General features: G+C 69.8%; 21 protein-coding genes. 9 read left to right on the plus strand and 12 right to left on the minus strand.

Translation table 11 applies throughout. The features are described from left to right. Positions 1-146 precede the first annotated feature (146 nt). The 7 genes from QO011_RS08955 to QO011_RS08985 form a co-directional block, all read right to left on the minus strand. The gene (locus QO011_RS08955; protein ID WP_307270471.1) at positions 147-1,808 is read right to left on the minus strand and encodes a Na/Pi cotransporter family protein; all 1,662 of its coding nucleotides are present in this window, start codon (positions 1,806-1,808) and stop codon (positions 147-149) included. 69 nt (positions 1,809-1,877) lie between these two features. Then, positions 1,878-2,696, minus strand: coding sequence for an MBL fold metallo-hydrolase (locus QO011_RS08960; protein ID WP_307270473.1), 819 nt, complete (start codon positions 2,694-2,696; stop codon positions 1,878-1,880). A gap of 25 nt (positions 2,697-2,721) precedes the next feature. After that, positions 2,722-3,522 carry a TatD family hydrolase gene (locus QO011_RS08965; protein WP_307270476.1) on the minus strand — a complete coding sequence of 267 codons (801 nt, stop codon included), beginning with the start codon at positions 3,520-3,522 and terminating at the stop codon, positions 2,722-2,724. Between the two features lie 34 nt (positions 3,523-3,556). After that, positions 3,557-5,110, minus strand: coding sequence for a methionine--tRNA ligase (gene metG, locus QO011_RS08970; RefSeq protein ID WP_307270478.1), 1,554 nt, complete (start codon positions 5,108-5,110; stop codon positions 3,557-3,559). 24 nt (positions 5,111-5,134) lie between these two features. After that, entirely contained in the window at positions 5,135-6,175 is a 1,041-nt protein-coding gene (locus QO011_RS08975; RefSeq protein WP_307270480.1) for a DNA polymerase III subunit delta', read from the minus strand. Positions 6,176-6,187: 12 nt separating this feature from the next. Then, positions 6,188-6,853 carry a dTMP kinase gene (gene tmk / locus QO011_RS08980; protein ID WP_307270484.1) on the minus strand — a complete coding sequence of 222 codons (666 nt, stop codon included), beginning with the start codon at positions 6,851-6,853 and terminating at the stop codon, positions 6,188-6,190. Positions 6,854-6,864: 11 nt separating this feature from the next. After that, the gene (locus QO011_RS08985; RefSeq protein WP_307270486.1) at positions 6,865-8,091 is read right to left on the minus strand and encodes a D-alanyl-D-alanine carboxypeptidase family protein; all 1,227 of its coding nucleotides are present in this window, start codon (positions 8,089-8,091) and stop codon (positions 6,865-6,867) included. Positions 8,092-8,209: 118 nt separating this feature from the next. On the opposite strand from QO011_RS08985, the gene QO011_RS08990 reads away from it, so the two are divergent. The 3 genes from QO011_RS08990 (at position 8,210) to hspQ (ending at position 10,796) form a co-directional block, all read left to right on the plus strand. Continuing rightward, on the plus strand, positions 8,210-9,379 hold the full coding sequence (locus QO011_RS08990; protein WP_307270490.1) for a UbiH/UbiF family hydroxylase: 1,170 nt from the start codon (positions 8,210-8,212) through the stop codon (positions 9,377-9,379). Between the two features lie 99 nt (positions 9,380-9,478). Then, a complete protein-coding gene (locus tag QO011_RS08995; protein ID WP_307270493.1) occupies positions 9,479-10,384 on the plus strand; it encodes an LpxL/LpxP family acyltransferase in 906 nt (301 codons plus the stop codon). A 79-nt stretch (positions 10,385-10,463) separates the two neighbouring features. Beyond that, positions 10,464-10,796, plus strand: a complete 333-nt coding sequence (gene hspQ / locus QO011_RS09000) for a heat shock protein HspQ (RefSeq protein ID WP_307270495.1) — start codon at positions 10,464-10,466, stop codon at positions 10,794-10,796. A 51-nt stretch (positions 10,797-10,847) separates the two neighbouring features. Here the strand turns inward: hspQ and QO011_RS09005 are convergent, their stop codons facing one another. Continuing rightward, on the minus strand, positions 10,848-11,492 hold the full coding sequence (locus QO011_RS09005; protein WP_307270497.1) for an invasion associated locus B family protein: 645 nt from the start codon (positions 11,490-11,492) through the stop codon (positions 10,848-10,850). A gap of 159 nt (positions 11,493-11,651) precedes the next feature. Next, positions 11,652-12,323, minus strand: coding sequence for an invasion associated locus B family protein (locus tag QO011_RS09010; protein WP_307270499.1), 672 nt, complete (start codon positions 12,321-12,323; stop codon positions 11,652-11,654). 245 nt (positions 12,324-12,568) lie between these two features. On the opposite strand from QO011_RS09010, the gene QO011_RS09015 reads away from it, so the two are divergent. The 3 genes from QO011_RS09015 (at position 12,569) to QO011_RS09025 (ending at position 17,793) form a co-directional block, all read left to right on the plus strand. Next, positions 12,569-14,422: an extracellular solute-binding protein gene (locus QO011_RS09015; RefSeq protein WP_307270501.1), complete on the plus strand. Its 1,854-nt coding sequence runs from the start codon at positions 12,569-12,571 to the stop codon at positions 14,420-14,422. Then, positions 14,419-15,978 (plus strand): AMP-binding protein, encoded by a 1,560-nt coding sequence (locus tag QO011_RS09020; RefSeq protein WP_307270503.1) that lies wholly within the window; start codon positions 14,419-14,421, stop codon positions 15,976-15,978. Before QO011_RS09015 ends, QO011_RS09020 begins: the two co-directional genes overlap by 4 nt. Before the next feature lie 84 nt (positions 15,979-16,062). Beyond that, the gene (locus tag QO011_RS09025) at positions 16,063-17,793 is read left to right on the plus strand and encodes a calcineurin-like phosphoesterase C-terminal domain-containing protein (RefSeq protein ID WP_307270505.1); all 1,731 of its coding nucleotides are present in this window, start codon (positions 16,063-16,065) and stop codon (positions 17,791-17,793) included. A gap of 31 nt (positions 17,794-17,824) precedes the next feature. On the opposite strand, the gene QO011_RS09030 is transcribed toward QO011_RS09025, so the two are convergent. Both QO011_RS09030 and QO011_RS09035 read right to left on the minus strand, forming a co-directional pair. Beyond that, positions 17,825-19,216, minus strand: coding sequence for an LLM class flavin-dependent oxidoreductase (locus QO011_RS09030; RefSeq protein ID WP_307270966.1), 1,392 nt, complete (start codon positions 19,214-19,216; stop codon positions 17,825-17,827). A 32-nt stretch (positions 19,217-19,248) separates the two neighbouring features. Then, positions 19,249-20,100, minus strand: coding sequence for a class I SAM-dependent methyltransferase (locus QO011_RS09035; RefSeq protein ID WP_307270507.1), 852 nt, complete (start codon positions 20,098-20,100; stop codon positions 19,249-19,251). Positions 20,101-20,289: 189 nt separating this feature from the next. Between QO011_RS09035 and QO011_RS09040 the strand changes: the two genes are divergently transcribed. From QO011_RS09040 to QO011_RS09050, 3 genes are all read left to right on the plus strand, one after another. After that, positions 20,290-21,132 (plus strand): ABC transporter permease, encoded by an 843-nt coding sequence (locus QO011_RS09040; RefSeq protein ID WP_307270509.1) that lies wholly within the window; start codon positions 20,290-20,292, stop codon positions 21,130-21,132. A 66-nt stretch (positions 21,133-21,198) separates the two neighbouring features. Further along, positions 21,199-22,263, plus strand: coding sequence for an ABC transporter substrate-binding protein (locus QO011_RS09045; protein WP_307270511.1), 1,065 nt, complete (start codon positions 21,199-21,201; stop codon positions 22,261-22,263). A 45-nt stretch (positions 22,264-22,308) separates the two neighbouring features. Continuing rightward, positions 22,309-23,157: an ABC transporter ATP-binding protein gene (locus QO011_RS09050; RefSeq protein ID WP_307270513.1), complete on the plus strand. Its 849-nt coding sequence runs from the start codon at positions 22,309-22,311 to the stop codon at positions 23,155-23,157. A gap of 31 nt (positions 23,158-23,188) precedes the next feature. On the opposite strand, the gene QO011_RS09055 is transcribed toward QO011_RS09050, so the two are convergent. Continuing rightward, a complete protein-coding gene (locus tag QO011_RS09055) occupies positions 23,189-24,412 on the minus strand; it encodes an acyl-CoA dehydrogenase family protein (protein WP_307270516.1) in 1,224 nt (407 codons plus the stop codon). Positions 24,413-24,521: the final 109 nt, after the last annotated feature.

Consider the following 24,521-nt stretch of genomic DNA (forward strand, 5'->3'; position numbering starts at 1 on the left):
CGCCGGGGCAGGGCGCGGCCATCGCCCATCATTCGCCCGTGTGGCGGCGTCTGTCGAGATGGCGCAGCCCCCTGCCCCGCCGCTCGCGGGCAAGCCGGCGCGCCTCGTGGGCAAGCCGGCGCGCCTCGTGGGCAAGCCGGTGCGCCTCAGGCGACCGTCTTCTTCTTGCGCAGGCGCGAGGTGGAGAGCTCGCCGCCGGCCTCGAGGATCGGATAGGCCACTGTGGTGAGATGCGCGATGATGCGCTTGAGGTCGCGGATGATGTCCATGTGCAGCGAGCTGGTCTCGATCGAGGCGAGCGTGCCGGCGCGCAGCCGGGCGATATGACTTTCGGCGGCGGAGCGCTCGAAGCTGCGGATGCGGTCCTTCACCTCGACCAGCCGCCGCGCCATCTCCACGTCCTGGGTCATGAACACCGTGATGGCCAGGCGCATCTGCTCGACCGTCTCGCGGTGCAGCGCCCGGATGTCGGACCAGCCCTCCTGCGAGAAATGCAGGCCCAGCCGCTGCTTCTTGGCGGCGAGCTCGAGCAGCGTCTTGTCCAGGATGTCGCCGACATGTTCCAGATTGGTGGTGAACAGGATGAGGTCGAAGGCCTTGCGGCTCATGTCCTCGTCGAGCGCGGTGCGGGTAAGGCGCGTCAGATAGAGCTTGATGCTCTCCTGCAGCTGGTCGACCCTGGTGTCGAGGCGGCTGATCTGCTTGCGCCTGACGTCGTCGGTCTCCTCGAAGGTGACGATGGCCTCGCGCAGCATCACCTCGACGATCTCGGCCAGGTGCATCACCTCACGGGAGGCGGCGACCAGGGCGACGGAGGGACGGTCGAAATCGGCCTCGTCCAGCAGCGAGAGCTGCTTTTCGGCCACGGGTTCCTCCGGCTCCGGCATCAGGCGCGCCAGCAGGCCCGCGGTCGTGTCGACCAGCGGCAGGAAGGCGAGGGCGAGCACGAGGTTGAACGCCGTGTGGGTGTTCGCCACCTGGCGGGCCGGATCGGCGTCGATCGCGGCGATCACGGGCGCGATCCAGTCGATTGCCGGCAGCACGGCGATGGCGCCGATCAGCCGGGTGGCGAGGTTGCCCGCCAGCGCCCGGCGCACGTCGATCGGCGACCGCAGGGAAAGGCCGAGCGGCGCCAGGCCCGAACCGATATTGGCGCCGAGGGCGAGCACCATGGCCAGGTGCGTATCGATCACCCCTGCCCCGGCCAGCGACATGATCAGCAGGATGATCGCCACGCTCGAATGCACCAGCCAGGCCAGGGCCGCGCCGATCACCAGGGCGAGCACGGGCTCGTCCGACAGCTGCTGGAAGACCAGCACCAGCACGTCGTTCGAGCGCAGCGGGCCGGCGACCTGGCCGACCAGCCCGAGCGACATGATCATCAGGCCGAGGCCGATGCCGACGCGCCCGACGTTCTGCACCACGGGCGAGCGGGCGAGCATGAAGGCGACCACGCCGAAGAGGATCAGCAGCGGCATCAGCGCGCTGACGTCGAAGGACAGGGCCTGGACCACCAGGGTCGTGCCGATATTGGTGCCGAGCAGCACTGCCAGCGCCATGGCCAGGCTCAGGAAGCCGCGCTCCAGGAAGGACATCACCAGCAGTGTCGATCCGGTGGAGCTCTGCAGGGCCGTCGCCACTCCCGCCCCGGCGAGGCAGGCGCGGACCCGGTTCGCCGTGGCCCGGCCGATCACCCGCCGCAGCCGCTCGCCGAAGGCGCGCATGATCCCGGTCTTCACCAGGCGCGTGGACCACAGGAGGAGCGCGATTCCGGCGAGAAGATCGAGCAGAAAGTGCTGTCCGGCCATGCCAAACACCCTTGCTATCTTTAGCCGGCTTCTATCGTACAACTCCTTGGAACTCTAGATGTTTCATTGTCACAATCCGTCGCCTGAGGACAAATCTCCGACGATTTCGAACCGCATGCCGTCATAGGCCGGCTCCACATGGGGCGGCAGCTGCGCCTTCAGCGTCGCATAGTCCATGTCGGTGTGCATATTCGTCAGGATCGCGCGTTTCGGACGCAGACGTTCGATCCATTCCAGCGCCTCGGGCAGGGACCAGTGGCTCGGATGCGGTTGCGGGCGCAGAGCATCGACGACCCAGACGTCGAGCCCCCGCAACGCCTCCAGGCTCTCGTCGGGCAACCCGTTCACGTCGCTGGAATAGGCCATGCCGCCGATGCGGAAGCCGAGCGAGTCGATGTCGCCATGGTGCTGGCGGAAGGGGACGGCGCGCACCGTGCCTCCTGCCCCGGCGACGGCGACGGCGCCTTCGATGCGGTGCAGCGTCAGGATCGGCGGATATTGCGACCCCGGCGGCGTCTCGAAACAATAGGCGAAGCGGTGGCGCAGCAGCGTTCCCGTCCGCTCGTCGGCATGGACCGCGACCAGCCGGCGCTTGTAGATCGCCAGCACGCGGAGGTCGTCGATGCCGTGGGTGTGATCGGCATGCTCGTGGGTGTAGAGCACCCCGTCCACCCACTGGACCTCGGCGTCCAAGAGCTGGCTGCGAACGTCCGGCCCGGTGTCGACGAGCACGGTGGTGCGGCCCTGCGGCGCGATGTTCTCGACCAGCAGCGCGCAGCGGCGGCGGCGGTTGCGCGGCTCCTGCGGATCGCAGCTGCCCCAGCCATAGCCGACGCGCGGCACGCCGCCGGAGGAGCCGCAGCCGAGGATGGTGGCGATCAGCGCCATGGCGCGCCGCCCCACGCCCGGCCCGTCACGCCGCCACCTCGATCCCGGCCGGCCTCGGCATCCTGGCGAACAGCCGGAAGGCGTTGGCCGTGGTGATGCGGGCGATCTCGGCCTCGTCGACACCGATGGTCTCGGCCAGGACGCGGGCGGTGTTGACCACGTAGGCCGGCTCGTTGCGCTTGCCGCGCCAGGGCGCGGGCGCGAGATAGGGCGCGTCCGTCTCCACCAGCAGCCGCTCGGGCGGGATCTCGCGCGCGATCTCGCGCAGCTCCTCGGACTTCTTGAAGGTGAGGATGCCGGAAAAGGAGACGTAGAGGCCGAGCGCCACGCCGCGCCGGGCGAGCCCGGCGCCGGAGGAGAAGCAATGCAGGACGGCCGTGAAGGCCCCCTGCCCCATCTCGTCCTCGAGGATGTCGGCCACGTCCTCGTCCGCCTCGCGGGCGTGGATCACCAGCGGCAGGCCGGTGCGGCGCGCCGCGGCGATGTGCCGGCGGAAGCCGCGCGCCTGCACGTCGCGCGGGCTCTTGTCGTAGTGATAGTCGAGCCCCGCCTCGCCGATCGCCACGACCTTGGGATGGGCGGCCAGCGCCAGGATCTCGTCGAGGGTGACGTCGTCCTCCTCCGCCGCATGATGGCAATGGGTGCCGACCGAGCCGTAGACGTCGTCATAGCGCTCGACCAGGGCACGGATCTGGTGGAAGCGGCGCACGCGCGTCGAGATGGTGATCATACGGCCGATGCCGGCGGCACGGGCGCGCGCCACCACGGCGTCGACCTCCGGCGCGAAATCCGGAAAGTCGAGATGGCAATGGCTGTCGATCAGCATGGCGCCGGCCTCGCAGCGGCGGAACCCGTCCGTGTCATGCCGGCTCCGCGGCCTCGACATAGCGCGGGAACACGCCCTTGGGCTCCGGCAGCTCGACGTCCGGCGACAGCCGGCCCTCGGCGCCGAGATGGCTGAAGTCGCGCGCGTCCTCGGGCACGGCGAGGAGGTCGAGCAGCGCCGCGGCGGCCGTCGGCGTCACCGGCTGGGCCAGGATGGCGATCTGGCGCACCACCTCGATGGTGACGTAGAGCACCGTCTCCATGCGGGCCGGGTCGGTCTTCTTCAGCTTCCAGGGCTCCTCGGCGGCGAAATAGCGGTTGGCCTCGGCCACGACCGCCCACATGTCGGCGAGCATGGTGTGCAGCGCGAACTGGAACATGGCGTCGCGCGCCTTCCAGACGAGGGCGTCCGCGGCGGCCAGGAGCTCGGCGTCGGAGGGCAGCAGGTCGCCCGGGCTCGGGATCCGGCCATCGCAGTTCTTGGCGATCATCGACAGCGAGCGCTGGGCCAGGTTGCCGAGGTCGTTGGCCAGATCGGCATTGGTGCGGTTGACGATCGCCTCGTGCGAATAGTTGCCGTCCTGTCCGAACGGCACCTCGCGCAGGAAGAAATAGCGCAGCTGGTCGACCCCGTAGTGCTCGGCGAGCGTGAAGGGGTCGATGACGTTGCCGACCGACTTCGACATCTTCTCGCCGCGGTTGAACAGGAAGCCGTGGCCGAAGACGCGGCGCGGCAGCGGCAGGCCGGCCGACATCAGGAAGGCCGGCCAGTACACGGCGTGGAAGCGCACGATGTCCTTGCCGATGATGTGGACATTGGCCGGCCAGAACCTGGCGCGTTCGGCGTTCTCGTCGGGAAAGCCGGTGGCGGTGAGGTAGTTGGTCAGCGCGTCGACCCAGACATACATCACATGCTTGGGCGCGCCCGGGACCGGGATGCCCCAGTCGAACGTGGTGCGGCTCATCGACAGGTCGCGCAGGCCCGACTTGACGAAGCTGACGATCTCGTTGCGCCGCTCCGCCGGCCCGATGAAGTCGGGATGGGCCTCGTAATGGGCGAGCAGCCGGTCGGCGAACTGGCCCAGGCGGAAGAAATAGCTCTCCTCCTCCACCCATTCCACCGGCGTGCCGGTCGGGGCGCGGCGCGAGCCGTCCTCGAGCACGGTCAGCTCCGTCTCGTCGTAATAGGCCTCGTCCCGCACCGAGTACCAGCCGGAATAGGTGGAGAGATAGATGTCCCCGGCCGCGACCATGCGCTCCCAGATCGCCTTGGACGCCTCGTGGTGGCGCGGCTCGGTGGTGCGGATGAAGTCGTCGTTGGAGGCGTTGAGCGCCGTGGCCATGGCGCGGAACACTTCCGAATTGCGGTCCGCCAGCTCGCTGGCGGTCAGGCCTTCCTTGGCCGCCGTCTGCAGCATCTTCTGGCCGTGCTCGTCGGTGCCGGTGAGGAAGAACACGTCGTAGCCGTCCAGCCGGCGGAACCGGGCGATGGCGTCGGTGGCGATCAGCTCATAGGCATGGCCGATATGCGGGCGGCCGTTGGGGTAGGAGATCGCCGTGGTGATGAAATAGGTGTCTTGCTCGGACATATCGGAAGCACCTCCCGTCGGGTGTCAGGATCGTGACGCCCGAGCGAGCATGGAGAACGTGGAGAGGACGAACGGCTTGCGCTCGAGGTTGTAGACCTCCACGTCGCGTGCCGCATCGCGGGCTTTGTCCCATACCTCCGCCCAGCGTGCAAGGCGATGGGCCGGCGCGCCCTGCTCGACCGTCAGGCGCTCGTGCAGCCAGTCCTCCAGAAAGGCCAGCATCAGCTCGAAATTGGCGTCCCCGGCCTTGCCGGCGCAGCGGTCGGCGAGGGCGTGCACGGCGGCGACGTCGATGTCGGGCAGGCGCGCCAGCAGCGCCAGCAGCGCCTGGTGCAGCGCCACCCCCTCCCCCTCCGCCAGCACCAGCGTCCGGCGCACGCTGCCCTGGGCGATGCGCGCCGCGCCCTCCAGCGCCGGGCGCGGCAGGTCGGGCCGCGCCAGCGCCGCCGCCCGCACCGTGTCGTCCGCGCTCAACGCTTCCAACGTCAGCCGGCGGCAGCGCGAGCGGATGGTCGGCAGCAGCCGGCCGGGCTGGTGGGAGACGATCAGGAACAGGGCGCGGGCCGGCGGCTCCTCCAGCACCTTCAGCAAGGCGTTGGCGCCTGCGGCGTTGAAGTCGTCGGCGGCGTCGACGATGGCGATGCGCCAGCCCCCGCCTCCGGCCGTGGAGCCGAAGAAGGCGACGGCCTGCCTGACATCCTCGACCTTGATCACCGCACCGAAGCTCTTGCGATCGTCGTTGAGGGTGCGGCGCAGCACCTTGAGGTCGACATGGGACTGGGAGGCGACCTGCCGCGCCGCCGGCACCTGCGGCGGCACGGCGAGGTCGGTGCAATCCTGCGTCGTCGTCGGATCGGGATGGGTGAGGACGAACTTGGCCATGCGGTAGGCGAGCGTCGCCTTGCCGATGCCTTCCGGGCCGCCGAGGATCCAGGCATGGTGGATGCGGCCCGAGCGGTAGGCCTCGAGCAGTGCCCGCTCGGCCGCGTCGTGCCCGATCAGGGCGGCGGTCTCGCGCGGATGCGGCGTATCGTCGAGGCGGTCGATTTCGGGCGTGTCGCTCAACGCGGGCGATCCTCAGCTCGGCAGGGCCAGCCGCTCGGTTACGACACGCAGCACCTCCCCCGCAACAGCCTCGACGTCGCGCGCGGCATCCACCACGGCGCAGCGCGCCGGTTCCGCCTCGGCGATGGCGAGGAAGGCCTGGCGCAGGCGCTCGTGAAACGCCAGCCCCTCGCTCTCGAAACGGTCGGCGGCCCCGCCGCGCGCCCTGGCACGCTTCAATCCCTCAACGGCTGGCAGGTCGAGGATCAGGGTGAGATCCGGCCTGGTGTCGGCGACGACGACGCGCTCCAGCGTTCGGATCATCTCCGGCGCGATGTTGCCGAGCACGCCCTGATAGGCTCTCGTCGAATCGACGAAGCGGTCGCACAGCACCCATTGACCGCGCGCCAGCGCCGGCCGGATGGTCTGCGAGAGATGGTCGTCGCGCGCGGCGAAGAACAGCACCGTCTCGGCAAAGGGGCCATAGGGCTTGGCCCCGCCGGAGAGCAGCACCTCGCGCAGGGCCTCGGCGCCGGGAGAGCCACCCGGCTCGCGCGTCATCGCCAGCTCGATGCCCCGCCCGCGCAGCGATTCGGCGAGGCGCCGGATCTGCGTCGACTTGCCGGCCCCCTCCCCGCCCTCGAAGGTGATGAAACGCCCGCGCGGCCCACCGTCCGCCCTCGCCTGCCCCGCGCTCACGCCAGCTCCCGTCACGATCGTTCCGCCCGGCCGCGGACCAGCCCCACGCCGAATTCATAAAGCGCATCGAGCGCCCGTTTGCCCAGCCCGCCCACGGGGACGTCCGCGCCGGCCCTGACCGGGATCTCCAGCGCGACGATGCCTTCGCGCAGCACCTGCAGGCGCCCCACCGCATCGCCGCGCCGCACCGGCGCGGGCAGCGGCCCATCATAGACGATGCGCGCCTGGAGCTGGTCCTTGCTGTCGGTGCGCACCGGCAGCCTTACCGGACCGTCGGCGACGAGCGGCACCGTCCAGCTGGTGCCCCCGAAGACGCTGGCCTCGCCGATGGTCTCGCCCGCGGCGAACATTTCCTTCGGCTCGAAGGACTTGAAGCCCCATTCGAGGATACGTGCCGCCTCGTCCGCCCGCTCCTTGACGCTCTTGAGCCCGTGCACGACCAGGACGAGGCGGCGGCCGTCGCGCATGGCCGAGGCGGCAAGGCCGAAGCCGGCGCTGTCGGAGGCGCCGGTGGCGCCGCCGTCCGTGCCGGCGACCGCCGTGAGCAGCGGGTTGCGGTTGAGCTGGCGGATCCGGTTCCAGGTGAATTCCTTCTCGCCGTAGACGGCGTAGATCTGCGGATGATGATCGACCAGATACTGCACCAGCACGGCAAGGTCCCGCGCGGTGGTGTGCTGGTCGGGATCGGCGAAGCCGGTGACGTTGCTGAAATGGGTGTGCGTCATGCCGATCGCGGCGGCGAGCGCGTTCATGCGCACGACGAACGCATCCTCGGAGCCGGCGATGCCCTCGGCCATGATCAGGCAGGCGTCGTTCGCCGCCTGCACCATGGCGCCGCGCAGGAGGTCGGCGACGCGGATCCGGCTTTTCAGCGCGGCGAACATGGTGGCGCTGCGCGAGGGCGCGCCGCCCTTGCGCCAGGCCTGCTCCGACACGGGATACTCGGTGTCGAGGCTGGTCTCGCCCTTGGCCAGGGCTTCGGCCACGACAGCCACGGTCATCATCTTGGCCATGGCCGCCGGCTCGACCGGCCGGTCGACGTTCCTGCCCAGCAGCAGCATGCCCGAGGAGGCATCGAGCAGCAGCGCCACCGGGGCGCTGGTCTCGAACGGCTCGGCCCGCGCCGCGGAGGCCGCGACGAGCGCCAGACAGATCAGGACGAGTGTCCGAAACACGATGCCGAGCCGCCGATCGAACGCACACAGCGAGAAATGGTCATTCCAAGTCCCGAATTCCATGCCATCATCGGCCGGGAGTGTTGCGAAACCGCAAAGCCGCAGCCGAGCTGCAAAATATGGTGCGCGCGCGCCGCTGCCCCTTCACGGCCGACGCGGGAGAGGCTACCCAGGCCTCACCATGGCCGACACCTCCACCACTGCAATCCTGATCGTCGGGGCCGGGCCGGCGGGGCTCGCGACCGCCCTGACGCTGGCGGCGCGCGGCACGGCGGCGACGCTGGTCGGGCCGGCGGGCGATCCCGGCGACACCCGCACCACTGCCCTTCTGGACGGCAGCGTCTCGGCGCTGCGGCAGGCCGGCGCCTGGGAGGCGGCGAGCACCCATGCCGCGCCGCTGCGGGTGATGGCGATCGTCGATGCCACGAGCCGGCTGATGCGGGCCCCGCCCGTCTCCTTCGCCGCCGCGGAGATCGGCCTCGACGCCTTCGGCTGGAACATCGCCAATGCTGATCTCGTCGCCGCGCTCGAGGCGACGGCGGCGGCCGAGCCGCGCATCGCGCGCGCGCGACAGCGCGTGGTCTCTGTCGCGATCGATGCGTCTGCGGTGCATCTGCGGCTCGAGGACGGCAGCGTGCTGAGCGGGGCGCTGGCGGTGGCGGCGGACGGCCGTCGCTCGCCGCTGCGCGAGGCTGCCGGCATCGCGGTCGCGCAATGGCGCTATCCCCAGGCGGCCCTCGCCCTCAATGTCGAGCACACCCGCCGGCATCGCGACGTCTCGACGGAGTTCCACACCGAGACCGGTCCCTTCACCCTGGTGCCCCTGCCGGGCGATCGCTCGAGCCTGGTCTGGGTGATGGCCTCGGCCGAGGCGGAACGGCGTGCGGCGCTGACCGACGCGGCGCTGGCCGAGGAGATCGAGCGCCAGAGCCACTCCCTGCTCGGCAAGATCCGGATCGCCGGGCGGCGCTCGGTCTGGCCGATGGCGGGCCTGGCGGCGACGCGCCTCGCGGGCGAGCGCGTCGCGCTGGTCGGCGAGGCGGCGCATGTCTTCCCGCCGATCGGGGCCCAGGGCTTCAACCTGACGATGCGCGACATCGTCGCGCTGGCTGACGCCGCGGCCCATGCACCGGACCCGGGCGCGACCGAGGTGCTCGACGCCTATGCCGCGGCGCGGCGGCTGGACGTCGCCGCGCGCACCGCCACCGTCGACCTGCTCAATCGCTCGCTGCTCTCCGGCTTCCTGCCGCTGCAGGGCGCGCGCGGGCTCGGCCTGCACCTGCTCGACCGCGTCGGGCCGCTGCGGCGCCTGGCGATGCGCCAGGGCCTCGCGACCCGCCTCGGTTCTTGACGCGGCCGCCGCCCTCCGATACGCGCCATTCCAAGTTGGAGCAAAGCGGTGAACCCGCTTTGCTCGGGCGTCGGCGCGGCCGGCGATCGAGGAAAAAGCGTGAGCGGCGAGAAGGTGCGGCGCAGGCACAAGGGGCCACGGTGGTGGCGTCGGCTGCGCTATATGATCGAGTATGCCGCGCTGCGCTTCGTCGGCTTCGTGATGCGGCTGCTGCCGATGGATACGGCGTCCGGCTTCATGGGCTGGTGCTGGCGCATGATGGCGCCGCGCCTGCGCCGCCATCCCCGCGCGCTGGCGCATCTCGCCCTGGCCTATCCGGAGAAGAGCGCGGCGGAGCGCGAGCGCATCGCCCTCGCCATGTGGACCAATCTCGGCCGCGTCTTCGCCGAAAGCTTCTTCGTCGAGCGCCTGCTCGCCTCCGGCCGGATCGAGGATCGGGTGGCGCCGCTGCTCGAAACGCTCAAATCGTCGCATCGCGGCATCGTCTTCGTCTCCGCTCACTACGGCAACTGGGAGCTGGCGATCACGCCGACCATGACGGCGGGCATCAAGGCCGCCGGCGTCTACCAGCGCGTGAAGAACGACTATGTCGAGGCGCTGCTGATGGCGCTCCGGCGCGAGCGCTATCCGCGCGGCCTCTTCGCCAAGGGAACGGACATCGCCCGCAGGCTGATGCGCGTCGCGCGCGAGGGGGGCGCGGTCGCGATGCTGGCGGACCTGCGCGACCGCGGCGGCCTGCCCGTGCCGTTCTTCGGCCGCCTCGCGCCGTCGACGAACTTCCCGGCGGCGCTGTGCCGGAGCACCGACGCGGCGCTGGTCGCCGCGCGGGTGATCCGGGTCAAGGGCGCCCGCTTCATCATCGAGGCGGAGGTGATCCAGGTGCCGCGCACGGACGATCGCGACGCCGACATTGCCGAGACGACCCGCCGGATCCAGAGCAAGTTCGAGGGCTGGATCCGCGAATATCCCGACCATTGGATGTGGGCGCACCGGCGCTGGGGCTGAAATCCCGCGCCTTGATCATCGTGCGCCAACGGCGATAAAGCACCGATCATGCTGTCCGCACGACAGGACAAGAAGACCAATGCATAAGATCCGCGAGGCCAAGTTCGGCATCGGCCAGGTGGTGCGCCACCGCCACTATCCCTTCCGGGGCGTGATCTTCGATGTCGACCCGGAATTCGCCAACACCGAGGAATGGTGGCTGTCCATTCCCGAGGAGGTCCGGCCGGCCAAGGAGCAGCCCTACTATCATCTCTTCGCCGAGAACGAGGAGACCGAATATGTCGCCTATGTCTCGGAGCAGAATCTGCTGATCGACGACAGCGGCGCGCCGGTGCGCCATCCCCAGGTCACGGCGGTGTTCGACCGCAACGGTGCCGGCGGCTATCGGGTCAAGGCGCAGTCGCGCCATTAGGCCGGGTCGGCGAAGGCGGCGCCCCGGCCGGGGCGCCTTCCGAGAGCCGCGCTATTGCGCCGCCTTGTTGAGAGCGTCCTGGGCGGCCTTCTCGATCCGCTTGCGCACGTCCTCCTGCTGGTTCTGCACGGTCTTGGGGTCGACCGGCGCGCCGTCGAAGATCTTGCCGAAATCCTCCAGGCCGATCGGGAACACGACGCCGCGGCCCTGCACGTTGAGCAGTTGCAGGTTGAGCGTCTTGCCCTGCTTCATCATGCCGATCAGGGCGTCGGTCACGTCGGCCTCGACGTAGCAGGCGCTGGGAAGGCACACGGTGAACTTGCCCGGCACCGGCGGATTCTGGTCGACGACCACGCGCACGCCCGGCTGGATCTGCATGCCGGGCGGCACGGCGATCATCATCAGGCGCCTGCCGTTCCTCTCCTGGCGAACCTCGACCGAGGCCAGGGTTTCGCCGGTCTCGGCGCGCAGGTCGCGCACGATCTGGCAGAACTCCTTCTTGGTCTGCGGGTCCGTGGCGCAGCTCTTGATCCAGTCCGGCTGCAGGCCGGCGATCGCCGGCGCGGCGCTGCCCTGGCCGGCGGCGTCCGCGGCAGCGGGCTGGCCTGCGGCAGGGGCTGCCGGCTGCTGGGCGAGGGCCGGTGCGGCCATCAGCCCCAGGGTCGCGACGGCGGTCGCAAGGAGACGAAGCGACATCGATCCAGTCCTCTGTTCAGGAGCACTCGCGCGGCTCGCTCGATCTGCCGGCCTTGCGCCACGCCGAGAATGACAAAGTCGGACTTTCCGCGCCAGATCCGAACGAAAACGGCGCCCCTGTCCGGGAGCGCCGCAATTCGAGACCGATCGGGCCCGCGCTTACTGCGCCGGGGGCTGGCCGGCGGCCTGCTGGGCCTTCTTGGCGGCTTCCTCGAGCTTCTTGCGCAGCTGCTCCTGCTCGTTCTGCACGACCTTGGGGTCGATCGGCGCGCCGTCGAGCGCCTTGCCGAAGCCCTTGAGGCCGATCGGGAACACCACGCCGCGGCCCTGCACGTTGAGCGCCTGCAGGTTGAGCGTCGTGCCCTTCTTCATCACGCCGATCAGGGCATCGGTCGCGTCGGTCTCTGCCAGGCAGACGTTGGGGAAGCAGACCGAGAACTTGCCGCCCACCGGCGGCTGCTGGTCGATGACCACGCGCACGCCCGGCTGGATCTGCATGCCCGGCGGGATGGCCATGATCAGGAGGCGCTTGCCCCCCTTGTCCTGGCGAATCGCCACGGAAGCGAGGGTCTGGCCGGTCTCGGCGCGCAGGTCGCGCGAGGTCTGGCAGAGCTCCTTCTTGCTCTGCGGATCGGTGGAGCAGAGCTTGACCCAGTCCGGCTGGGGACCGGAAATCGCCGGCGTGGCGTTGCCCTGGTCGGCATCCGCGGCGGCCTGATCGGCAGCCGGCGCGGCCGGCGCTGCGGGCTTGGCCGGCTGCTGCTGGGCGAAGGCCGGGGCAGCCATCAGCCCCAGGGCGGCGACGGTGGTCGCAAGAAGACGAAACGACATCGATCCAATCCTTGGGTCCGGGGGCGCGCCGGTCGACGGGCCGCCGGCGCTGTCAATCCTGGCTGCCCTCACTCCGCGCTAAAGATGGCGTGAGCGTGACGGCGTCGGCGGGCTGCATAGCTCAAGCGCGAACGGGTTTCCAGCGTCGTTTTGGCCCGCCGGACGGGTTTTCCAGACGCCGCCAGCGGCGGGAATCGCCGAAGACGGCATGATACATTGATGCCGGCCGGTCCGAATCGCCGGTCATGTCGCTGTTCATGGAGTTGTGCATCGTGCCGATGCCGGTCCGCGCCGCCGCGCTGATCCCGCTCATCGCCCTCGCCACGGCGGCGCTGGCCGAGCCGAGGCCTTCGATCGCCATGCGCGGCGAGCCGGCCCTGCCGGCTGACTTCAAGGCCTTTCCCTATGTCGATGCGGATGCGCCGCAGGGCGGCAGCGTCGCCTACGCGGTGCTCGACAGCTTCGACAGCCTCAACCCTTTCATCATCGGCGGCGCCCCCTCCCCCGGCACCAACACGCTGATCTACGAGACGCTGATGCGACGCTCGCAGGACGAGCCGTTCTCGCTCTATCCGCTGCTGGCGCAGACGATCGAGACGCCTGACGACCGCTCCTGGGTCGAGTTCAAGCTCGATCCGCACGCCCGCTTCTCGGACGGGAAGCCGGTGACCACGGCCGATGTCGCCTTCTCCTTCGAGCTTCTGAAGACGAGGGGGCGGCCGCAGTATCGAACGCCCTTCGCTCTGGTCAAGGCCGTGGAGGTCAAGGACGACCGGACGATTCGCTTCCAGTTCTTCGACGGCAGCAATCGCGAACTGCCCCTCATCCTGGCCGGCAGCCTGGTGATCCTGCCCAAGCACGCCATCGATCCCGACACATTCGAGCGCACGACGCTCAAGCCCATGATCGGCTCGGGACCCTATGTCTTTGCCGACATCCGCCCGGGTCAGCGCGTGCTGTTCCGCAAGAACCCGGACTGGTGGGGCCGGGATCTGCCGTCCAACCGCGGCTTGTTCAATTTCAAGGAGATCCGCTACGACTTCTTTCGCGACGACAATGCCATGTTCGAGGCGTTCAAGACGGGCGGCTACGACGTCAGGCCGGAGGGCGAGGCGGCGCGCTGGGCGACCGAGTACGACTTCCCGGCGGTGCGGGAGGGCCGTGTCCGCAAGCAGGAGATCGTCAACGGCCTGCCCAAGGCGATGAGCGCGCTCGTGTTCAACACGCGCCGCGAAATCTTCCATGATCCCCTGGTGCGCGAGGCGCTGGCCACGGTGCTCGACTTCGAGTGGATCAACCGCAACCTCTATTTCGGCCTCTACGCCCGGACCTGCAGCTTCTTCGAGGCATCGGTGCTGTCCTCCTGCGGCCGGCCGGCCGACGACCGGGAGCGGGCGCTGCTCGCGCCCTTCCCGGATGCGGTGCGTCCCGACGTGGCGGCCGGGACATGGCGGCCGCCGGTCTCGGATGGCAGCGGCCGCGATCGCGTCATGGCCCGTCGGGCGATCGCCCTGCTCAAGCAGGCCGGCTGGGCCGCGAAGGACGGCGTGATGCAGTCCGCGAGCACCGGGCAGCCGCTGCGCTTCGAGATGGTGCTGCCCGACCAGACCTTCATGCGATTGGCCCTGACCTACGCGGAGGCGCTGAAGCGCATCGGTGTCCAGATGCAGATCCGGCTGGTGGATTCGGCCCAGTATCAGAGGCGCAAGCAGAACTACGACTTCGACATGACCCAGTTCGCCTGGCAGTCCTCGCTGTCGCCCGGCATCGAGCAGCTGACGCGCTGGGGCTCGCAGTCGGCCGATGTGCAGGCGCCCGGCTACTTCAACTTCGCCGGCGTCAAGAGCCCGGCCGTCGACGCCATGATCAAGGCTCTGCTCGCCGCACGCACGGAGGAGGATATGGTGGCCGCCACGCGAGCCCTCGACCGGGTGCTCATCTCCGGCCACTATGTCGTTCCGCTCTTCTACGCGCCAAAGCTGTGGATCGCGCGCTGGGACCGCACCGTGAGGCCGGACAAGCCGGCCCAGGCAGTGGGAGCTTACGGCGACGTCCTGGCCAGCGACCCGATTCTCGCCCATATGCGCTCGACACCATGATCCTGACCGCTTCCCAACGCCCCGGCGCCGGCCGCGTCACCCTCGACCAGCTGGTGCAGCACCATGCGCAGCGCCAGGGCGAGGCGCTCGCGCTCATGGACGCGCCAGACCGGCCGCTGTGGACCGAAGGCCGGCCGCGCCGTCTGACCTGGGCACAGGTCGAGGCGGCGACCGCGGCCGTGGCCGGCCGCCTCACCGAGCTCGGCCTCGCCACCGACAATGTGGTGGCGATCCAGGGCCCCAATGCCAGCGATACGCTGATCGCCATCCTCGGCTGCCTCAGGGCCCAGCTGGTGCCGGCGCCGATGCCGGCGAACTGGCGCAATGCCGAGGCGGCGGAGGCGATCGTCCGCATCGGCGCCAAGGCGATCTTCGCCGCGACCCGGGCCGGCCCCGCCCACCCGGCCGATGCGCTGCGCTACGTCGCAGCCGAGACGTTCGCCATCCGCTTCGTCTGCGGCTTCGGGGCCGAGACGCCGGACGGCGTGGTGCCCTTCGAGGACTGCATCGCCACGCCGCGGCCGCCGGCTGCTTCCGCCCGGGGAACCCGGATGGGCAACCCGGCGGAGCACCTGGCCGCCGTCACCTGGGATTGCGGCAGCCACGGCCCCTTCCCGGTCGCCCGCAACCACAACGAATGGCTGGCCGCCGGCCTCGCCGTGCTCTCCGGGCTGGGGCTGGATCGCGAGTCGGTGCTGCTCTCCACCCTGTCGCCCTGCGGCTTCGCCGGCCTCGCCACCGGCCTCGTGCCCTGGCTGATGTCGGGATGCGCGCTGGTGCTGCACCAGGCCTTCGACGCCACGGTGTTCGGCGTGCAGGTCGAACGCCATGCGGTGACCCATGCCGTCCTGCCGGAGGTGGTGGCCACAGCCGGCCGGCGCGAGGGCCTGCTGCAGGGGCCGTCGCTGCGCGGCATCGCCTCGGTCACCCGCCGTGCCGACCTCCCCATGGGCCCCAGCATCGAGGACGGTCCCCGCACCAGCGCCTTCGCGGTGCTCGGCGAGCTCGGGCTGACGGCCGTCACCCCCGGGGCCGACGGCACCCCGACCCTGCCCCTGGCATCCCCCGCGCAGGCGGAGGGCGTCGACGCGGCCGGGATCACCTTCGAGGTCGACCCCGGCGGGATGCTGCGGCTGCGCGGCGCCATGGTGCCGCGGGCGGCTTTTCCGGGCTCGGAGCGAGGCGCCGCCTATCCCCTGGCGACGGACGGCTGGGTCTCGACCGGCTTCCCCGCCACGGCGGATGGCGGGCATGCCCGCATCGAGGGCCCGCGCCGGGACGTCCTCACCATCGGCGGCCATACGCTGTCGCTCGCCGCGCTCGACAGCCTCTATTCCGATGTGCCGGGTGCGATGGCGGTGAACGCCGTGGCGCGTCCCGATACCCTCCTCGGCCAGCGCCTGGTGCTGGAGGCCATGCCCGAAGCAGGCTCGGAGCTGACCACCGTGTCGCTGGCCATGCATGCGGAGACAAAGTCGGCCTCGCCGCTCGCCATGACCGCGGACGCCTTCATCGGCGACCGCCGCAAGTCGGCCCGGCTCGCCGGCGCAGCCTGAGCCCCGGCGGCGCCCGGGTCACGTCGCCGTCACCGGATCTGCCTAGCCTCCCCGCGTCCCGAGAGACCAGCGAGGAGAGATAGGATGGCTGAGAGCGAGCGGAGCGGCCCGTCGCGGCGCGACGTGCTGATCGCGGCGGCCGCCGGCGGCGCCGCCATGGCTCTGGCCGCGCCGGCCGGCGCGGCGGAGGCGAGTGCGGCTGCGGCAACGAGCGCCGCCGCGGCGACGAGCGCCGCTGGGGTGACGGGCGTGGTCTTCGAGAGCGCCTCCGGCGCCGCCCGCCAGCCCGGCGACAAGGGCCTTGCCGGCGTGCTGGTGTCGAACGGGCGCGAAGTCGTCGCGACCGATTCGGACGGGCGCTACACCCTGCCCGTGTCGGACGAGAGCGTGGTGTTCGTGATCAAGCCGGCGGGGTACATGACCCCGGTCGACCCGGTGACGCAGCTGCCGCGATTCCACTATATCCACCAGCCGGCGGGGTCGCCGGCCGCGCTCGGGCTGACCTTCGAGGGCATCGCCCCGACCGGACCGCTGCCGGCCTCTGTGGATTTCGCTCTGAAGTCGCAGGAGGAGCCGAAGGCCTTCGAGGTGGTGCTGTTCACCGATCCGCAGCCGGAATCGGACGCCGAGGTCGATTTCATCCGCGAGGACGTGGTCGACGCGCTCGCCGGCACCACGGCCAAGTTCGGGCTCACCGCCGGCGACATCATGTTCGACGACCTGTCGCTCTACGACCGCCTCAACCGTATCATCGGCACCATCGGCATTCCCTGGTACAATATCGGCGGCAACCACGACTTCAATTTCGAGGCGCCCGGCCGGAAATATTCGCGCGAGACCTTCAAGCGCGTCTTCGGCCCGCCCCACTACGCCTTCGCCTATGCCGATGCCGTGTTCCTGATGCTCGACGATGTCGAGTACAAGGGCACCAACCCGGCCAAGCCCCACGGGGCCGGAGCCTATGAAGGCCGGCTCGACCCGGACCAGCTCGCCTTCGTCAAGAACGTCCTCGCCGCCGTGCCGCAGGACAAGCTGATCGTCGCGGTGCTGCACATCCCGCTGCAGAACTATCTCGATGACCAGGGGCCGGACGTGAACCTGACCAACCGGGCCGAGTTCTTCGCCCTGTTCGAAGGACGGCGCTTCACGGTGAGCTTCTCCGGCCACACCCACACGACGGAGCACCATTATTTCGGCGAGGCCGAAGGCTGGCCCTCGCCCGTGCCGCATCACCACCATGTGCTCACCGCCGTGTCCGGCTCGTGGTGGAGCGGCCCCTACGACCATCGCGGCGTCGCCGTGGCCGACAGCCGCGACGGCAGCCCGAACGGCTTCCACATCCTGTCGATCGACGGCAACAGCTACACCACCCGCTTCGTGCCGGCGAAGGAGCCGAACCAGCGGCAGGTGCGCCTCTCCGTCGACAGCCGCTTCCATCGTGCCGACAAGGAGGTGAAGCGCGATTTCCGGCCCGGCCAGCTCCTGTCCTCACCGATCGCGCTCGCCGCCGTGCCGGCCACGACCATCATCGCCAACGTCTTCGACGGCGGGCCGAAGACCAAGGTGACGATGCGCATCGGCAAGGCCGCGCCGATCGAGATGACCCGCAAGACCATGCCCGACCCCTTTGTCGAGGATGTCTTCGCCCGCAACGAGGCGGTGAAGAAGCCCTGGATCAAGGCCGAGCCCTCCTCGCATGTCTGGGTGGCGCGCCTGCCGGCGACGCTCGGGCCCGGGACTCACCGGGTCACGGTCGAGGCGGTCACCGAATATGGCGGCAGCGTCAGCGGCACGCTGGCGCTCGAGGTCGCCTGATCAGCGAGGGCGAGACCGCCCCTCCTCCCCCCTATTCGGCGGCCCAGCGCGTCGCGCCGGGCCGCCGGTGAGCCGCGGCGGGATGGTGGCCGGGCAGGCGTGCCTGCCCCGGCCCCCGGAGCTTTTCGCGCAGCGTCCCGGGCTCATAGTCGCGCTTGTAGATGCCGCGGCGCTGCAGCTCCGGCACCACGAGGTCGACGAAATCGACGAAGCTCTCGGGCGTGACGACATAGCTCAGGTTGAAGCCGTCGACATCGGTGGCGTCGATCCAGTCCTGGAAGGCATCGGCGATCCCGGCAGGATCGCCGACGAACAAGGGCAGGCCGCCGCCGATGCCGGTGGCCAGCGCCAGGTCCCGGACCGTCCAGGTCCTGACCGCGTTCGGGCCGGCAATCTCCTCGACGGCGGAATGGATGGCGTCGTTGCGCTCGTGGCGGATCGGCTCGTCCGGCCCGTAGCGGGAGAGGTCGATGCCGGTCCAGCCCGACAGGAGCGCCAGGGCGCCCTCCTCGCTGACATAGGACCGGTACTCCGCGAGCTTGGCCTGCGCTTCCGCTTCACTGCGGCCGGGCACCACGGTGGCGCGGCAGAACACCAGGATCTCGCTGGGATCGCGGCCATGGCGGGCGGCGCGGGCGCGCAGATCGGCGACGGTCGCGGCCATCGCCGTCTTGGAGTGCCCGCCGATGAACACGCATTCGGCGTGGCGGGCGGCGAAGTCGCGGCCCTTGGGCGAGGCGCCGGCCTGGTAGAGCAGCGGCGTGCGCTGCGGCGAGGGCTCGCTGAGGTGGAGCGCATCGACGCGGTAGTGCTCGCCCTCGTGGCGGACGCGGTGCACCTTGTCCGGATGGGCGAAGATGCCGGCCTCCCGGTCGATGACGACGGCGTCGTCCTCCCAGCTGCCTTCCCACAGCTTGTAGACCACGGCCATGTATTCCTCGGCGATGTCGTAGCGCCGGTCGTGCCCGGTCTGGCGTGCCTGCCCCAGGCCCTTGGCGGCGCTGTCGAGATAGCCGGTGACGATGTTCCAGCCGATGCGCCCCTTGGTGAGGTGGTCGAGGGTGGAGATCCGGCGGGCGAAGGTGTAGGGCGGCTCGTAGGACAGCGTGCAGGTGACGCCGAAGCCGAGATGCTCGGTGACGGCGGCCATGGCCGGCACCAGCAGGAGCGGATCGTTGAGCGGCACCTGCGCGCCGTTGCGGATCGCCGCATCGGGATTGCCGGCGAAGACGTCGTAGACGCCGAGCACGTCGGCCAGGAACAGGCCGTCGAACCGGCCGCGCTCCAGGGTGCGCGCCAGGAAGGTCCAGTAGTCGAGGTCCTTGTAGCTGGTCGAGCGGTCGCGCGGGTGCCGCCACAGGCCCGGCGAGAGATGGCCGGCGCAGTTCATGTCGAAGGCGTTGAGGCGGATCTGCTTGGTCATGCTGGGGTTGGTCATGCAAGGGGCCTGGGCGCTCAGGGTGCCGGCTTGACGAATTTCAGGATGAAGCGGTCGCTCTCGCCGATCGCCGCGTATTTCGCCCGGTCCTGATCGCCGAGGCGGAAGGTCGGCGGCAGGGCCCAGACGCCGGCCGGATAGTCCTTGGTATCCTTGGGATTGGCGTTCACCTCGGAGCTGCCGACGAAGCGGAAGCCGGCGGCCTCGGCGAAGCCGATCGCCACGTCCTGGCGGACATAGCCGGACTTGGCCAGCGGATCCTGCGGCTCTCCGGGCTTGCCGCGATGCTCCTCGACCCCGAGGATGCCGCCCGGCTTCAGGGCCTTGTAGAACGCCCCGAACGCGCCCTGCGTCTCGCCGGCGGCCATCCAGTTGTGAATGTTGCGAAAGGTCAGGACGAAATCGGCGCTGCCCGGCGGGGCGATGTCGTGCCGGTCCGCGGCGAACTCGCTGACGGCGACCTTGCCGTAGTCGGCGGGGTCGGCGGCGATCTTGGCCTTGAAGCCGGCATTGTCCTTCTGCACCTCGGCGGAGGGCGAGGCCGCCTCGCCGTTCGCGGCGGTGTAGCGGCCGTGCTCGCGCAGATAGGGCGCGAGGATCTCGGTCCAGTAGCCGCCGGCGCCCGGCAGGATCTCCACCACATCGCTGTCCGGCCGGACGCCGAAGAAGGTCAGGACCTCCAGCGGGTGGCGATAGGGATCACGGACCCGGTTCTTCTCGGAGCGCTGCGGCCCCGCGACCAGGCGCTGGAGCTGGTCGGCCGGCTCCTGCGCCGTCGCCGGCAGGGCGGCCGCGACGGCGACCAGCAGGGCGAGGATGCGAAGCGGCGGCGAGAGCCTCGATCGGCGCATGGGCACGGCGATGATCATGACGGCGTTCCTTCCTGGCTCCGCGCGGCGATCGCCGCCCGCGGACCACGGCTCCGATCATGCGCCGCGTTCGACCGTTCAACGAGTGCCACCTATATTGTATATAAATTCCATAGACAATATCAAACTATAAACCTATCGTCCGGCTTCGGCAGCGGCAGCATCTGGGCTGCGTCGAAGGAGTGGGCGATGACGATCCAGACGGCGGACCGGCTTGACGAGGCTGATCTCGGGCACGGAGCGGCCCGCCCGCTGCGCCAGGCGGTCTGGCAGGGCATCGAGCCGGTGGTCAAGAATTCCGTCGCCATCGTCCTGTTCCTGCTGCTTTGGGAGATCGCGCCACGGCTCGGCCTGATCAACCGCACCTTCCTGCCGCCCTTCTCCGAGATCATCGCTAGGGGCGTGGACTACGCTCTCGCCGGCAAGCTCCTGCCGCAGATCCTGGTCAGCGTCGGGCGCGCGGCCGGCGGGTTCGGGCTGGGCGTCGTCACGGCCGTGCCGCTCGGCATCCTGCTCGGCTGGTACAAGCCGCTCGAGGCCTATCTCAACCCGCTGCTGCAGCTGCTGCGCCAGACCAATCCGGTGTCGCTGTTCCCGGCCTTCATCCTGTTCTTCGGCATCGGCTACGCCACCAACATTGCCATCATCTACTGGGTCGTGGTCTGGCCGATCCTGCTCGGCACGGTGAACGGGGTGCGCCATGTCGATCCGGCCCTGGTCAAATATGCCCGCTCGGTCGGCCTGCCGAGCCGCAAGCTGTTCACCAAGGTGATCCTGCCCGCCTCGGTGCCCTCGATCATCACCGGCATGCGCCTGGCCGCGACCTATTCCTTCCTGATGCTGGTGGTGTCGGAGATGGTCGGGGCGAGCAGCGGCCTCGGCTACCTCATCGTCAACGCCCAGTACCTGATGAGCATCCACCTGCTCTATGTCGGCGTCATCGTCCTCGCCCTGCTCGGCATCGCCAGCAACTGGGCCCTGGTCGGGCTGGAGCGGCGCCTGACCGGCTGGAAGCAGGACATCCAGTCCTGACCCCGTTCATCGGCCCGGCGGCCGGCGGCCGCGGCCCCTCCAACTGCACCATCGATGGAGACAGACGTGACCCTGCCCCTGCTGCGCCGTGCCCTCGGACGCGCCACCCGTATCGCCGCGCTCGCCCTTGCGGCGGCGGCCCTCGCACCGGCCGTGCCGCGTCCGGCTGCGGCGGACGAGCTGAAGCCGGTCAAGATCTTCTTCCCGCCGCTGAACCAGGGCTGGACCGCCGGCTACGAGCTGATCGAGGTGGCGGACGCCCGGGGCTTCTTCGCCAAATACGGCATCAAGGCCGAGCTCACCGTGGTGCCCTGGGACCAGTATACCGTGGCCCTCGACAGCGGCGCGCTCGACCTCGCCCCCTTCTCCGACTACGCCTATTTCATCAACGTCTACGACAAGGGCCTGAAGGCCAAGGAGGTCGTCTCCTCCACCCTGCCCTTCAACCCCGCCAATGCCGGCGACGGCCTGATCGTCCTCGCCGACGGTCCGATCAAGACGCCGCAGGACCTCAAGGGCAAGCGCATCGGCACGCAATGGCCGAGCTTTTCCGGCGTCTGGTTCGCCATCGACTGGCTGACCAAGCACGGCGTCACCAAGGATGACGTGACCATCGTGCCGGTGCCGCAGGCCCAGTACGAGCAGGTGCTGCAGCAGGGCGGGATCGACGCGATCATCGCCTACTCCCCGCTCGACATCCAGCTGCGCCGCAAGGGCGGCTATCGCCAGCTGTTCTCCTCCGCCGACATTGCCGGGCGCTTCATCACCCGCGGCGGCACCATGGCCTCCGACAAGTTCATCGCCGAGCATCCCGACCTGGTGAAGGGCTATGTCTCGGCCATCGCCGACGCCGCCGACTGGGCCAACGCCCATCCCGCCGAGGTGATCAAGCTCGGCGTCGACCGCGGCCGGCTCGATCCGCAATATCTGCCCGACCTCTACAACAAGGAGGGCAAGGAGGATTACAGCCATCTGCGCTGGGCGGTGCACGGCCTCAACGTCGAGGAGGATCTCGCCTTCTGGTTGAAGCTGGTGGAGGACGCCGACATCGTGCCGAAGGGCAAGCACAAGCCGTCCGACTTCTACACCAACGCCTTCAACCCCTATGCGGCGCAGGCTGCGGCGAACTGAACCCCTGCGCGCCGCGCGCGCCCATCGCGTTCAACGGGAGCCGCCATGAGCAGCGTCATTCAGATCCAGAATGTCGGCAAGACCTTCGCCCTGCGCGCCGCCGGGCGTCGGGGCGCGCCCGAGCGCTTCACGGCCCTGGAGGCGATCAACCTGGAGATCGCAGCCGGCGAGTTCTTCGTCCTCGTCGGGCCGAGCGGCTGCGGCAAGTCGACTCTGCTCGACCTCATCGGCGGGCTGACCCGTCCCAGCAGCGGCCGCATCCTGATCGACGGCAAGCCGGTGACCGGACCGGCCCTCGACCGCGGCATGGTGTTCCAGCAATACGCCCTGTTCCCCTGGCGGACCGCCCTCGAGAACGTCGCGTTCGGGCTGGAGGCCAAGGGCGTCGCCCGGCGCGAGCGCGTGGAGAAGGCACGGCACTTCCTCGACATGGTCGGCCTTTCCGGCTTCGGCGAGCGCTATCCCCACGAGCTCTCCGGCGGCATGCGCCAGCGGGTGGCGATCGCCCGGAGCCTGGCCTATGACCCCGATATCCTCCTGATGGACGAGCCCTTCGCCGCGCTCGACGCCCAGACCCGCGAGATCCTGCAGGGCGAGCTCCTGCGCATCTGGGAGGCTTCGGGCAAGACCATCGTGTTCATCACCCACGGCATCGACGAGGCGGTGTATCTCGGCCAGCGCGTGGCGGTGATGACCTCGCGGCCGGGACGCATCAAGCAGGTGCTCGACATCCCGCTCGAACGCCGCTCGCGCGAGGACGACCTGCGTGCCGCGCCGGACTTCGCCCGGCTGCGGCACGAGGTCTGGACGCTGCTGCGCAGCGAGTTTCAGAAGGCGGAAAGCCTGGAGCGGGCGGAGCTCTCGGCGAGCCCCGGCGCCAGGGTGGCGGGATGAGGCGCCGTTCCGGCGCGCCGGGGCATCGGCATCAGGGCTGGCCGATGCGCCACTGATAGGGCGGCGGCGTGCCGTTGACGGCGAAGTCGCCGACGATGCGGTCCTTGTAGATGCGCGGATTGTGCGAGGCGAGCGTGCGTGCGTTGCGCCAGTGCCGGTCGAAGCTGGTGCTGCGCCTCGTGGCGGAGGCGCCGAGCGCGTCGAACAGCAGGGTGACGGCGTCCAGGATCAGGTTCGAGACCACGGTCTGGGCCTGCGCCGTCTCCAGCTCGGCGATGGCGTTGGCCGCCTCCTCCACCGCGGCATCGCCGGCGAAACGCGCGTCGAAGGCCCGCTGCAGCGCCTGCGCCGTCTTCAGCACGATGGCGCCGGCACCATAGGCGGCGCCCCGCACCCGTCCGACGATCTGCAGCACCTGGGCGTCCTGGCTGGAGCGCGGACCGGCGGCGTGGGTATAGGTGCGCCGCCGCTCCGCCACCGCCTTGGCGACGTCGTTCGACGCGGCGCGGCCGATGCCGGCGAGCGTGGCGAGGTGCACGAGCTGATAGAAGGCCGCCGAATATTTGAACCGGTCCTCGTCGGCGATGACGTCGCCCTCCTCCACCGGCACGTCGGTGAAGGTCGAGGTGCCGCTCGCGGTCAGGATCTGGCCGAACCCGTCCCAGTCGTCGACCACCTCGACCCCCGGGGCCCGGCGGGAGACCACGGCTGTCAGGGACGCGCCGTCCTCGCCGCTCGCGCCGATGTCGATCCAATCGGCAAAGAGCGAGCCGGTGGTGTAGAACTTCGCGCCGTTGACCACCAGGCCGTGCCCGTTTCGCGTCACCTTGGTGGAGAAGGCCGCCTGCTTGGCATCGCCGATCTCTGACCAGGCGTTGCCGGCGATCTCGCCGCCGGCGAGGCGCGGGAACCAGCGCTGGCGCCGCTCGGCCGAGCGGGCGTTGACCACGTCCTCGGCGAAGCCGAAATGGGCACGCAGGGCCTGCGTGACGTTGGAATCGGCCGCCGACAATTCGATCAGGAGGTTGAACAGCTCCGGCAGGCTGGCGCCGTCGCCGCCGTGCTCGCGCGGGACGCGCACGGCGCCGAAGCGGGCGTCCTTCAGCCACTGGATCGGCTCGTGCGGCAGGGTGCGATCGAGCTCGCGTGCGACCGCGCCCTCGCCGATGCGCTGGAAGATCGGACGAAACCGCGCCGCCAGGCCTTCATAGGTCTCGCTCGGGCCCGAGCCCCAGCCCAATTCGATCTGAGTCATGTGTCCTGCCGGCTTGCTGGTTCAGCTACTCCTCCCGTGCGGGAGCGATCCGCTTCATAGCGTGTCAAATAATCTATTTACAAGGTAGAATTTATATAGATTATGGCAG

Source organism: Labrys wisconsinensis, from assembly GCF_030814995.1.
Classification (GTDB): Bacteria; Pseudomonadota; Alphaproteobacteria; order Rhizobiales; family Labraceae; genus Labrys; species Labrys wisconsinensis.